General features: G+C 41.7%; 12 protein-coding genes and 1 tRNA gene. 1 reads left to right on the top strand and 12 read right to left on the bottom strand.

The window, feature by feature from the left end; genetic code table 11:
- Positions 1-35: 35 nt before the first annotated feature.
- The 12 genes from IGI54_RS08995 to IGI54_RS09050 all read right to left on the bottom strand — a co-directional run bounded on the left by IGI54_RS08995 (position 36) and on the right by IGI54_RS09050 (position 11,792).
- Positions 36-626 (bottom strand): electron transport complex protein RnfA, encoded by a 591-nt coding sequence (locus IGI54_RS08995; RefSeq protein ID WP_430620497.1) that lies wholly within the window; start codon positions 624-626, stop codon positions 36-38.
- Positions 626-1,303, bottom strand: a complete 678-nt coding sequence (rsxE, locus tag IGI54_RS09000; protein ID WP_430620498.1) for an electron transport complex subunit RsxE — start codon at positions 1,301-1,303, stop codon at positions 626-628. Before rsxE ends, IGI54_RS08995 begins: the two co-directional genes overlap by 1 nt.
- A gap of 12 nt (positions 1,304-1,315) precedes the next feature.
- Positions 1,316-1,873 (bottom strand): FMN-binding protein, encoded by a 558-nt coding sequence (locus IGI54_RS09005; RefSeq protein ID WP_430620499.1) that lies wholly within the window; start codon positions 1,871-1,873, stop codon positions 1,316-1,318.
- Entirely contained in the window at positions 1,870-2,811 is a 942-nt protein-coding gene (locus IGI54_RS09010) for an RnfABCDGE type electron transport complex subunit D (RefSeq protein ID WP_430620500.1), read from the bottom strand. The genes IGI54_RS09005 and IGI54_RS09010 overlap by 4 nt, the downstream gene beginning before the upstream one ends.
- Entirely contained in the window at positions 2,808-4,133 is a 1,326-nt protein-coding gene (rsxC, locus tag IGI54_RS09015) for an electron transport complex subunit RsxC (RefSeq protein ID WP_430620501.1), read from the bottom strand. Before rsxC ends, IGI54_RS09010 begins: the two co-directional genes overlap by 4 nt.
- 370 nt (positions 4,134-4,503) lie before the next feature.
- Positions 4,504-5,313, bottom strand: coding sequence for an MBL fold metallo-hydrolase (locus tag IGI54_RS09020; RefSeq protein WP_071860762.1), 810 nt, complete (start codon positions 5,311-5,313; stop codon positions 4,504-4,506).
- Between the two features lie 48 nt (positions 5,314-5,361).
- Complete coding sequence (locus IGI54_RS09025) at positions 5,362-6,207, bottom strand: two-component system regulatory protein YycI (protein ID WP_216428344.1); 846 nt, start codon at positions 6,205-6,207, stop codon at positions 5,362-5,364.
- Entirely contained in the window at positions 6,208-7,521 is a 1,314-nt protein-coding gene (locus IGI54_RS09030) for a YycH family regulatory protein (protein WP_379945817.1), read from the bottom strand.
- The gene (gene walK, locus IGI54_RS09035) at positions 7,518-9,347 is read right to left on the bottom strand and encodes a cell wall metabolism sensor histidine kinase WalK (RefSeq protein WP_071860759.1); all 1,830 of its coding nucleotides are present in this window, start codon (positions 9,345-9,347) and stop codon (positions 7,518-7,520) included. The genes IGI54_RS09030 and walK overlap by 4 nt, the downstream gene beginning before the upstream one ends.
- Positions 9,348-9,349: 2 nt before the next feature.
- Positions 9,350-10,054, bottom strand: a complete 705-nt coding sequence (yycF, locus tag IGI54_RS09040; RefSeq protein WP_071860758.1) for a response regulator YycF — start codon at positions 10,052-10,054, stop codon at positions 9,350-9,352.
- A gap of 342 nt (positions 10,055-10,396) precedes the next feature.
- Positions 10,397-11,251 carry a DegV family protein gene (locus IGI54_RS09045; protein ID WP_430620502.1) on the bottom strand — a complete coding sequence of 285 codons (855 nt, stop codon included), beginning with the start codon at positions 11,249-11,251 and terminating at the stop codon, positions 10,397-10,399.
- The gene (locus IGI54_RS09050) at positions 11,244-11,792 is read right to left on the bottom strand and encodes a DUF1836 domain-containing protein (protein WP_430620503.1); all 549 of its coding nucleotides are present in this window, start codon (positions 11,790-11,792) and stop codon (positions 11,244-11,246) included. The genes IGI54_RS09045 and IGI54_RS09050 overlap by 8 nt, the downstream gene beginning before the upstream one ends.
- 158 nt (positions 11,793-11,950) lie before the next feature.
- On the opposite strand from IGI54_RS09050, the gene IGI54_RS09055 reads away from it, so the two are divergent.
- Positions 11,951-12,023, top strand: a tRNA-Lys gene (locus IGI54_RS09055).
- The last annotated feature ends 24 nt before the right edge of the window (positions 12,024-12,047 follow it).

Raw genomic sequence — 12,047 nt, forward strand, 5'->3', positions numbered from 1 at the left:
TGAATGATTCCTGCAATTTCCTTCAATCAACAGATTTAGCGGAACAATCCTTCTGCTAATCCCGCAAAACCTAAAAATGATAATGCGACGATTGCTGCCGCAATCAAAGTGATCGGCAATCCTTGTAATGATTTAGGAATGTCGTTGCCCTCTAATCGACCGCGAACGCCTGCAAAAATCACCATTGCGACTAAAAATCCGATGCCAGCAGCAAAAGCGTTAACTATCGATTGAATAAAGCTATAATTTTTCGAAAAGTTCAAAATCGTTACGCCTAGTACTGCGCAGTTGGTTGTAATTAAAGGCAGATAGATACCCAAAGCATTGTACAAAGGTGTCATATAGCGTTTCATCACGACTTCCACCAACTGAACAAGTGCGGCAATCGTCAGGATGAACACAATCGTTTGTAAATAGTCCAACCCCATTGGAATCAGCAAAGCACTGTAGATCGGATACGTCACTAAGGTCGCTAAAACCATAACAAAAGTAACCGCTAAAGACATTCCTACAGCAGTATCCAATTTTTTTGATACACCTAGAAAAGGACAGATCCCTAAAAATTGCGACAAAACAAAATTATCCGTTAGAATCCCAGCAACTAAAATAGTAACAAAGGCCTGCATTAGTCCTCACCCGCCTTTTCTTCACAAATCGTGGTACAAGCTTCGGCAATTGGACAGGCGGAGCAATCTATTTCCTTGCTCTCGCGGTCGCTAAGTTTATTCGCTACCATGACAAGCATGCCAAATACAAAGAATCCTCCTGGCGGCAGCAGCATAATCGTCATTGGCGGAACAACCCCGGCAGTGATGGAAAAACCTAATAAGGTCCCGCTACCTAATAATTCCCGGATGCCTCCCATACAAAAAAGCGCCATGGTGAAGCCCACCCCCATCCCCAAACCGTCTAAAGCAGATTGGATGACTGGATGATTCTTCGCATAAGCTTCTGCCCGACCAAGAATGATGCAGTTTACTACGATCAGCGGCAAATAAATCCCCAAGGTCGCATCTAGCGCTGGTGCCAAAGCTTTTACCAGCAATTGAACCACTGTTACAAAACCTGCGATGATCGTAATAAAGGCGGGGATTCTTACCCGATCGGGAATCACTTTTCGTAAAAGCGAAATAACGATGTTGGAACCTAACAAGACAATCGTAGCGGCGATCCCCATCCCCAAGCCATTCATTGCCGATGTCGTCACAGCCAAGGTGGGACAAGTGCCTAACATTAGGCGAAGAACCGGATTTTCTTTAATTAATCCTTTAGTAAAAATGGCGAATTTCTTTTCGTTTTCCATTCCTTCTCCCCCTTATTTCTCTGAGTCAGCGACTTGATCAAAAAGAGCAAGTGCTTTCTCGACTGATTTCACAACGGCTGTTGACGATTTGGTTGCACCGGTGACCGCTTCTACTTGATTTTCACTAGTAGGGGCACTTTTGACAATTTCTGGTGAACCTTGGAGATTGGAAAATTGATCAACAAACTCTTTTTTTGTGACGTTTTGCCCCAATCCAGGTGTTTCATTTGACGCATCCAAAATATCCACACCGACAACTTTTCCATCGGTTATGGCACTCATAACACTGACCTCACTGCCATAACCATAGGCTTCGGTAATAAAAAGGTAACCTAGAATCTTACCATTTGGATCAAGTGCTTTATACGCCTGTTGTCCCCCAGCTAATTTTTCTTCCTGAAAGTCCTGCGCTTTGATCAATTTTTTCATGACCGTTTGGGTTTGTGCCCATTCTTGCTTAGCGATTCGCTCCTTGAAAGCCGAGCGAGTCCCGGCAACGGCAAAGGTCACCACGAGGCAAATCACAAAGAGACACAGTGTATCTAGTAAGATCACCTTTGAATGCTTCATTTTATCTTCGCCTCCTCACCAAAAACTTTTGGAATCGTTAAATGCTCGATATGAGGAACGAGGATGTTCATTAATAAAATCGCGTAAGATACTCCTTCAGGCAACGCCGCAAAGAAACGAATCAAGACAGTTATGATGCCACAGCCGACACCGAAGATGATCTTTCCATTTTTGGTGACTGGAGAAGTCGTATAGTCCGTTGCCATAAAAATAGCACCTAGCAATAACCCGCCGGACATTAGTTGATACAACGGATTTCCTCCTAGTAAAGTAGCTAAGATAACCACGGTCCCGATAAAACAAAGTGGAATCACAGGTGATATCACCTTACGAGCGACCAAATAGACTCCTCCGATCAGCAATGCCAAGGCACAAGTCTCACCTAAACTCCCTGCACGAATCCCTAAAAACATATCCAGCAGCGAAGGAATTTTTTGTCCGGTTTGCGAAGCTGAAAAATATGACGCCGATGAAATCACATCCGGGCGAAACATATAATAATTTAACGGCGGCTGCCACGTACTCATTTGTGACGCAAAGGACATCATTAAAATGATCCGGGCGGTAATCGCGGGATTGACAAAATTTTGCCCAACTCCGCCAAAAAATTCCTTCACAATTACAATGGCGATCACTCCACCTAAAGCAGCCATCCAAAAGGGCAGTGTTACCGGCAAGTTTAATGCCAGTAAAATCCCGGTAACGACCGCGGTTAAATTGTGGATCGTGTCAGACCGCTTCAAGATTTTCCTCGTTAAATATTCACTTAAAACACAAGCCCCCACGGTGACGATAATCAACATAAGTGCGCGAAATCCAAAAATAATGGTAGCAGCGATCATTGCTGGAATCAACGCGATAATCACATCCAGCATGATATTGTGGGTACTGCGCCCGCAGTGTAGGTGAGGCGAGATGGAAACAGGTAATTTGTTCATTGAACAGCCTCCCTTTCCATTCGTTTGGCTTGCTTCATTGTTTGGACAAGTCTACGGCCTGCCGGACAGACAAATGCACAGCAGCCGCACTCCATACAGGCTGAAACATTCAGCTTTCTCAGCCCCTCTACATCCTTATTATTGGTGCAACGTTCAATCTGCACCGGCAGAAGCGACATTGGACAAGCAGTGACACAGCTTCCGCAGCGGATGCAAGGAGACTCCTCCGGCAAACTTTGCGCCGCTGATAGAATCGTAATAGCATTCGTTTGCTTCGTGATCGGTAAGTCCATTGAAAATTGGGCGATCCCCATCATCGGGCCTCCTAGAATTATTTTGCTAGGCTCATCGACCAAGCCGCCGCAATAGTCAATGACTTCGCCAATTGGCGTTCCAATCGGTACAACAACATTTTTCGGTTGGGCAACATTTCCATCTATGGTGATTCTTTTATGGGTCAAGGGCATGCCAATCTCGATATACCGCTGCAAAAGTGAAATCGTTGAGATATTCATAATCAAGCAGCCTACTTCAGAAGGAAGCTTTCCTGGTGGGATTTTTCGACCAGTTGTGGCATATACCAGCATTTTTTCTGCCCCTTGCGGATATAATGAAGGAATCTCCATTACATCGATTGTCGGATCAAGCTCCGCCAGCTCATTCAAATGATCCCGCAGCCTTTTCAGTCCTTTTGGCTTGTTGCTTTCGATCCCAATGACACCATGTCGGATATTCAAATACTTCATCACTAGCTGCATTCCAGCAATGATTCGATCTGGATATTCTAGGCTTTCACGATAATCCGACGTAATAAAGGGCTCGCATTCAGCGCCATTAATAACCAGCGTATCAATTGGCGTGTCCTCTTTGACGGCAAGCTTTACATGCATCGGAAAACCTGCGCCCCCGATTCCAACGAGACCGCTGTCGCGAGCGGCTTTTAGCAAATCTGCTTTTGAATGAATCTCAATCGGACGTGGTTCAGGAAATTCAACCGGTAAGCCGTCACTTTTTAGATGGATTGCTTCACAGGTTTGTCCATTTGCCATCAACACAGGCTTGATTCCTTTCACTTTGCCGGATACCGAAGCATGGATCGGAGCGGAGACAAACGCCTCTGAATCACCAATCACCTGACCAACAGTGACAATATCCCCTTTCTTTACTATCGGTTTACAAGGACCACCAATATGTTGCTGCATAGGGATCGTCACAATTTCAGGAGGTTCCATAAAAACGCTCTCGTATTCCGCGGTATTTTTATTATGAGGAACTTTGACGCCTCCCTTAAATTTTGCAATCGCTTTGACCAATGTATCCATAGACTATCCTCCTTTGTAATGTGAAGAAACGAACAATCTTTATTTTATTAGTGAATTAAACTTTATTTTATCTCTTAATATCAATATTATTACTTGTGAAAATCATTTCTATTAACCTTTGAGAAATGATTTTCCCCTCTCTATTATTTGTTATTATTATACCCTTATATAAAGCGCTTTCACAATCGATTCTAGTGAGAATCGTTCTTACTCGTACCAAAATCATCATGAAATAAAAATAATTTGTATGATTCTCATTTTTTTCCGACCTTATTATTTAAAAATGCTTGGTTGTTAAAAGATGAAAAGAGCAAACAAAAAAGTGTTTAGGAGATCGGCCTGCCGTCTTCTAAACACTTTAGTAACTATTTTAAATAGCAAATAATTCTGTGGCACTATCTGGATCTGTATCAAAGATTTGGAATTGATGATTGACACCCAGATCGTAACGAGTCAAAGTCTCCTCCATCGTCATATGAGCCAATTCCTTCATATTGTTCTCTCTACTTAAATGCCCTAAGTAGATTCGTTTGGTTCGATCACCGAGAATGTCTGTCATGACTAATGCTCCATCATCGTTGGATAAATGCCCGCGATCGCCTAAGATACGCTGCTTCAGGCTCCAAGGATACGCCCCCATCCGTAGCATTTCTAAATCGTGATTGCTTTCGACTAAGTAAGCATCTGCATCACGAATCGTTCCACGCAAATGTTCACTGGCATAGCCCGTATCCGTCAACATCACAAACGAATGACCATCTTTGTAAAAGCGATAAAATTGTGGCGCTGCCGCATCGTGAGACACACCAAAACTTTCGATATCTAAATCTCCGAAAGTCAAAACTTTTCCCATTTCAAAGATCTGCTTCTGTTCAACATCAACTTTCCCGATTAAAGGAGCCATCGCTTCCCAGGTTTTTTCATTCGCATAAACAGGTAATTTATATTTTCTTGCTAAGACCCCAACGCCATGAATATGGTCGCGGTGTTCGTGGGTAACTAAGATTGCATCCAGATCTTCCGGTTTTCGATCGACCTCTGCTAATAACGAAGTGATTTTCTTCCCGCTTAAACCAGCATCTACCAAGATTCGTTTTTTCGGACTCTCAAGGTATAAAGAATTGCCGGTACTGCCGCTTGCCAAGACACTGACATTGAAGGCCTGATTCATTTCTAACATGAGCAATTGGTCCTCTCTTTTAAAACTGTCCTCAGTATACAACCCTTTTTATGGATTTTCCACCTTTGGAACTAAATTATTCGTGATCACTTGATTGTTCAAAGCGTTGACCTTTTCAATCTGTGTCGTCTTGTCCGCGGTTCTAATTTTAACAAACCAGACAGGCACATAAACATTTTTCTCTCGTACTTCCAAGGTTCTAAAATAGCCTAGATAAACATTCGTGATCGTGGATTTTGCCGGGATATTATTATTGATATACAAAGTGTTCAAGATTTCTTTTTCTGAATAAAGCGACATCTTTTCCCGTAATGGCTCGATCTCTTTCAACCGAGTTTGCGTATATTTCAAGACTTGTACTTCGCCATCAGATTTCTCGACGTCTAAAGTCACCCGTGAAGTCTCATCCATAAAGGGAATTCCTTCATAAGACTGAGCACCGACAATTTTAGCGAGCTCATTTTCCTTTTTTGAAATATCCGGTAAATAAGAATACTGTTGGCCGTCCATAATAAAAGTGTTTTCCTGCATCAGTTGATTAAAACTTTTCTGCGTTGCCTTTAAATCGAACTCCCGATTTTGACTGGGATAATCCGTTAAAATTTTGTCAGAAACACTGGCTGTTTGCGCAATTGTCTGATTGGAAGGCTCTGATAATAACGCTTGAAAATCATCTTGTTCGGCGCTTAAGTAATACCCTTCGCGATGTTCATCAGAGATTTTCTCATTTAACTCGATATCGTCATTTTTTAATCGATGAATGATATCTTCCCGCTGGTTTGAATTGGTGACTAAGCTTTGCTCATGTTGATTACTCCAGAAAATACTGAAAAGAAAAATATTCAATCCGATGAAAACGAAAAAGAAGATCCATTCAATTTTTCTAAAATCCATCTAGCTCGCCTCCGTTTCAAAATTACCTAGCATCATTTGATTTGCTGAATACCAAGTATCTTCATATTTGACGAACCACTCTGGAGTCAAAGCAACCAGCTTATTTACCCCGTCGATATCTTGCCACGTATAGCCGATTATAAAACTTTTTATTTTACTTAAATCGATCCCGGCCGCCGCTAAATTCGTTTCGATTTCCAAGGTACTTGGCAATTCAACCTCTTCATCTGAAGGGATCGGGACTTGGACCGTATCCATACTAGTTTCGATTTTGACTTGCGGAACCGTTGCCGTATTTGATGGGTCGATCGTTACACTCATTTTCCCTTTAGAAGACTGACTGAAGATCGGATAGCCTTCGACGAAGATTCGATAATTTATTTTCCCATCTTGATGGTCGAAATAGCGCAAATTACCCACTGCTGTACCTAGACGGCTGACATAATTAAAGGTCTGGCTATAGACGCTTTCATCTTCCAAATCCTCTGGCAACTCGCCGGTAAAAGTGACCAGTCGTTTTTGCTCGTCCATCATGATCTCTTCGTGACCACTGACAAATGAACGGGCCCCGCTTTCTTCTTCCTCACCTTTCGCCTGATCTGGATTTTGGAAAAAGGCATTACGGAAAAGAGAGTACGATTGTGTCGTTAAAATATAGCTGTATTTTTTCAACCGAACCTGTTCTTTCGTCCGCAATAAACGAGGAATCAATGAATTCTCTTCTGTCATCGCCAAGTAACGGTTTTGATTTTTTTGATAAATTGTTTCCAAGCTGGAAAAATCAGCTGAGATTGAGGCTTCGTAAACGATATTTTTATGATAATTCAAAAAGCGAATCTTTTTCTTTGAAAAATCGATTTGAATTTTCGAAAAAGAGATACTATCCGCATCCTTCAAGGCTTTTAAACTGATAGGCATATCGAAAACTTTAACGTACTCAGTCAGTGAAAACCCGCCTTCATAATTCAATTCGATGCCGTGATCCAAACTATAATAGCTTTGGATTTCTTCTTCGCCTTCTGCTACTTGCTGCAGTTGGCCAAAGGTACTTTCAGTCAAACGAGCTTGTGTCGTCGCTAATAGATTCTCACTGCTCGTCTGATATTTTCCGTCTGCTAAATCCCAAATCCCACGAATCGGTAAAAAAGCATCCGTCGCTTTCGCGTAGTTTTGATCATTTTTCACAGCTTGCTTACTAGTATTTACCTCGGCAATTTTGGCGGTGGGGCTGAGCCAGATAGCATAAGTCAAAGCCAAGCTAATTAAGATCAATAGGAGAAGGGCTACGCGAATGATTTTTTCTGATAGTTTCATTCCCAAATATCCTCCTCATAAGGTTCATATGGTAAAGAAATGTAGAAGGTCGAGCCTTTTCCTTCAACACTTTCAACCCAAATCTGCCCTTGGTGAGCTTTCATCACTTCTTTTGAGATTGCTAACCCTAGGCCGGTCCCGCCTTGTTTCCGAGCTCTTGCCTTGTCGACTCGATAGAAACGTTCGAAGACTTTTTCCAAATCTTTTTTAGGAATCCCTAGTCCTTCATCTGAAATCCCCAAAACGACGTTGTTATGGGTTTCCATCAAATGAACTTCAATCTTCCCACCATCTGGTGAATACTTAATCGCGTTGTTCATGATATTATCGATGACTTGCATAATCTTGTCGGTATCGATTTCTACCCATAAATCACGTTCCGTAAACTCGCGAATAATTCGATATTTTTTCTCTTGACTCGTCACCATCATGTCAAAGCGATCCAAAATATAATCGACTAGCTCATTGAAATTGACTAATTCCAAATCCATTTGCTGTGCACCGGAATCCATCCGAGAAAGATTCAATAGATCGTTAATCATCCGGATCATCCGATCAGTCTCGCCTAAGGTCACACGAATAAAATCAGGTGCGATCTTTTCGTCTTGCCAAGCGCCTTCCTCTAAGGCTTCCAAATAGCTCCGCACACTCGTTAATGGGGTCCGTAATTCATGAGAGACATTCGACACGAAATGACGCCGTTCCTCTGCCGTTTTCTCCTGTTCAGTAACATCGTGTAAAACGACAACTAATCCACTAATAAACCCTGATTCACGACGAATCATCGCGAAATCAGAACGCAAGGTCATGCGGTCTTCATCAGCCTCAGATTTAGAACGGTTGATCAAAATCTCTTCCGGTGTCTCTAGTAATTTCCGCAAAGTATATTCTTCATCTAGCTCCAACAAAGTCAAAATCGATTGACCGATCGCTGATTCACTCGTGACATCTAATAAAGACAACGCCATCTCGTTGATCGTAATGACCTTGCCGCGACGATCCGTAGCAATAACACCGTCAGTCATATGGGTCAAAACGCTGTCCAAACGATTCCGCTCGGCTTCCATAGTATCTTGAGCGTCTTCGATTCGATCGGATAACTTGTTAAAGGTTTCTGCCAATTGACTCAATTCATCATGCCCGTGGACCTCAACCTTTTCGGAATAGTCCCCTTGGGCGATTCGCACGGCTTGCTTCTGCATCTCTTTGATTGGTTTGGTAATCGATCGGGCTACTAATAAAGCCACTACGATGGAAATCAAGCCGGCGATCATCGAGGCGGTAAAGAAGATCAACGCAGTGTTGCTGATCTCGGTATATTTTTGTTCAATGTCACTCTTAACATAAAGAGCCCCGATCACAGCCGAATCGCCGGTCGGGGACTGAATAGGTTGGACATTGATATATACCCGTTTATTATTGTCATCAAGCGTTACATATTGCTTCATTGAAAAATCATCGATATCACTGTACTCATTCTTTTTACCGACAATCGAATCCTTTTGCCCCACATCATTGGTGGCTAGAACGATTCCCTTGTCATCAACAACCCACATATCGGTAATATCGGAAGCGTTGTTGTTCTCAAGAATGCGCTGAATCTGATCTGATTCATTGTCACTATCTTCTGTCATAGTGGCACCTAATGTCGTACTCAAATTAGCCACTCGTTGATTCATATCTTTGGTAAAGGTATCGATCGTTGATTTTTCAAGTCCACGAATAAAATACGCGCCGATGATTTCAATCGAAATCAACAAAATCAAGATAAAAGAAAAAGCAATCTTGAAATTGACTGAACGATAAAAACGGACTTTTTTTTCCATAATTACTCCTGTTCAGGGTTGCGCAGATAATAGCCTACGCCACGTCGTGTTACTAAATAAGTCGGATGACTCGGGTTGTCTTCGATTTTTTCACGGAGACGACGAACCGTCACGTCCACGGTACGGACATCGCCAAAATAATCGTAGCCCCAAACCGTTTGCAATAAATGTTCGCGGGTCATTACTTGCCCGATGTGCTTCGCTAAATAATGCAATAATTCAAACTCACGATGAGTCAACTCGATGGTCTGACCATGTTTTGTTACCATGTAAGCGTCTGGATGAATCGTCAAATCACCGATCGTCAAATCGCTTTGAGTCGTTGATTCTTCTTCCTTCGGCGCTTGACCGCCACGTCTTAGGTTGGCTTTCACCCGTGCAACTAATTCACGATTAGAAAAAGGTTTCGTTACATAATCATCGGCGCCTAGCTCCAAGCCTAAAACCTTATCGATTTCAGAATCTTTAGCTGTCACCATAATGATCGGCATCTCATGGGTCTTGCGTACTTCACGAGCCACTTCCAAACCGTCTTTTTTAGGCAGCATTAGATCCAATAAAATTAAATCTGGATTGACTTCTTCGACTTTTTCCAAAGCTTCTTCACCATCAAATGCAGTGAAGACTTCATAGCCCTCTTTGGTTAAATTAAATTTTACGATCTCCGAGATCGGTTTTTCATCATCTACAACTAGAATCTTTTTCACTAAGAGTCACCTCATACCTTCATAGGATTGTATGTACGCTTTACTATTATACAATAATTTCAATAGCGTTTCATCTTTTCAATTAGATGACTATTTATTTACAGGCTTTTAAGCAAGAAAAAAAGAAAAGTTTAATAAACACATGTCAGTATTGAAGAAGACGCCAAGAATAATTTCAGCACAGAAGCTTTTATTTACCTTTAATGATGTTGAACCGTGTAAGTTTGAGCACACAAAAATAAGTCTATTCTGATTGAATTTGCATCATAATCAGAATAGACTTATTGTATTTCATATTAAAAATTCACAAAGAATCCAGAACAATGCTGCGCTCCTTAATATTTAATCTAAGACTTGGCACACGACACCTAACGAACCTGGACCAGTATGAACTGACAACGCAGGTGAAACTTTTCCAAAGTAAATATTTTCGGCAGTCGGAAATAATTCCTGCAGCCGCTGACGCATTTTTTCGGCTGTTTCCATCGCATCTGCTTGGGTAATGGCTAAATTGAAACGTTTGTGAGTGCCGATTTGCTCTTTGACTAATTGGATCGTCTTATCAATACTTTTATTTAATCCCCGTACTTTGGCAACCGTATAATAAATGCCTTCTGGATTGCAGGAAATAATCGGTTTTAATTTCAAGGCGCTCCCTAATAATGAAGCAACTAGCCCAATTCTTCCGCCCTTTTTCAGGTATTCTAAGGTATCCACATTGAAATAGATCTTAGTGGTAGGAATCTTGCTTTCCACTTCTTGGATAACCTCGGTAAATGATTTTCCTTGCTTCACTAGATCCCCGGCGTAAATCGCCAAGATTCCCGCGCCAATCCCGACATTTTTTGTATCGATTGATTGGAAGGTCAATCCTTCATAGTGCTCTCCTAAAACACGTAACGCGTTATACGTGCCGCTTAATCCACTGGAGATCGTCACAATGATTACGTGAGTATAGCCTTCTGCCTTGATTTGGTCAAAAACTTCATGGATCAATTCGCCGTCTGGTAAAGAAGTTGTTGGCAATTCCTTTTTAATCAAGGGAAAGATCGTATCGGAGCTGATATCCACCCCATCCTTATATTCTCGATTACTAAAAATAATTCGTAACGGCACCATAAAGAATGGACCACTATCCACGACTTCCTTCGGTACATCTGTTCCCGAATCAACTAAAATCGCAATTTTCTCACTCATTCTTTTCGCCCTCCTGTTCTTTATCTAATTGGATAATTTTTTCGGTTAACATTTTTTGGGTGAAGGAAGCGACAGCGCCTTCCATCGCCAAATAATAAAAATCATTGCTATTTCTCGTTAAGCTAACTTCTTCGCCTAAAACGATTTTGGCGATTTGTAACAGCTTTTCTTCCTGAACGATGCAAAAATTATTGTAGGCCTCTTGTGGTTCATATAGAGCCAACTGCATCCGAATCAGCTCGTTGATATCAGGAATAGAGAACACCTGCTTCAACAAAGTAATCGCTATCAAATAGGCTAAGTGGTTGCGATTATAACGCTTTTTAACAGGTGCTGGGACTAATTTATGTTTAACATAGTTGTTGACCATCGCACTTGATAACAACGGATGCTTCTCGTCTTCAATCAGTGGCGACAAATAACGATCAACAAGTGTGATTATTTGATCCATATACAATTCTAATTCTGGCAACTCATCCCAGCGAGGTAGTTGAATTGTTTTTAACTCCTCCGCCCAAGCTTTGAGTTTGGTTTCTTCCATGAACGTCCAACTCCTTTCATTCTTATTTTAACAAAATCATCATAATTATACAACGTGGTTTCTAAGACCAGATAATTGAATTGCTTTCATAAAAAAATTTTAGTTTTTCTTCTTGCATTTTTATTTTCTCAGTGCTAACATATGAAAGTACTTTGTTTGGGCCGTTAGCTCAGTTGGTAGAGCAGCTGACTCTTAATCAGCGGGTCGCGGGTTCGAGCCCCTCACGGCCCATTGGGTGCCAAACCCACGCCACAT

It is taken from the genome of Enterococcus sp. DIV0800 (assembly GCF_050559735.1).
GTDB classification, from domain to species: domain Bacteria; phylum Bacillota; class Bacilli; order Lactobacillales; family Enterococcaceae; genus Enterococcus_A; species Enterococcus_A devriesei.

What these genes read in the sequence shown, in the direction of transcription:
- IGI54_RS08995 (WP_430620497.1), bottom strand. Translation starts at nt 626, where the DNA reads ATGCAGGCCTTTGTTACTATTTTAGTTGCTGGGATTCTAACGGATAAT.
- rsxE (WP_430620498.1), bottom strand. Translation starts at nt 1,303, where the DNA reads ATGGAAAACGAAAAGAAATTCGCCATTTTTACTAAAGGATTAATTAAA.
- IGI54_RS09005 (WP_430620499.1), bottom strand. Translation starts at nt 1,873, where the DNA reads ATGAAGCATTCAAAGGTGATCTTACTAGATACACTGTGTCTCTTTGTG.
- IGI54_RS09010 (WP_430620500.1), bottom strand. Translation starts at nt 2,811, where the DNA reads ATGAACAAATTACCTGTTTCCATCTCGCCTCACCTACACTGCGGGCGC.
- rsxC (WP_430620501.1), bottom strand. Translation starts at nt 4,133, where the DNA reads ATGGATACATTGGTCAAAGCGATTGCAAAATTTAAGGGAGGCGTCAAA.
- IGI54_RS09020 (WP_071860762.1), bottom strand. Translation starts at nt 5,313, where the DNA reads ATGTTAGAAATGAATCAGGCCTTCAATGTCAGTGTCTTGGCAAGCGGC.
- IGI54_RS09025 (WP_216428344.1), bottom strand. Translation starts at nt 6,207, where the DNA reads ATGGATTTTAGAAAAATTGAATGGATCTTCTTTTTCGTTTTCATCGGA.
- IGI54_RS09030 (WP_379945817.1), bottom strand. Translation starts at nt 7,521, where the DNA reads ATGAAACTATCAGAAAAAATCATTCGCGTAGCCCTTCTCCTATTGATC.
- walK (WP_071860759.1), bottom strand. Translation starts at nt 9,347, where the DNA reads ATGGAAAAAAAAGTCCGTTTTTATCGTTCAGTCAATTTCAAGATTGCT.
- IGI54_RS09045 (WP_430620502.1), bottom strand. Translation starts at nt 11,251, where the DNA reads ATGAGTGAGAAAATTGCGATTTTAGTTGATTCGGGAACAGATGTACCG.
- IGI54_RS09050 (WP_430620503.1), bottom strand. Translation starts at nt 11,792, where the DNA reads ATGGAAGAAACCAAACTCAAAGCTTGGGCGGAGGAGTTAAAAACAATT.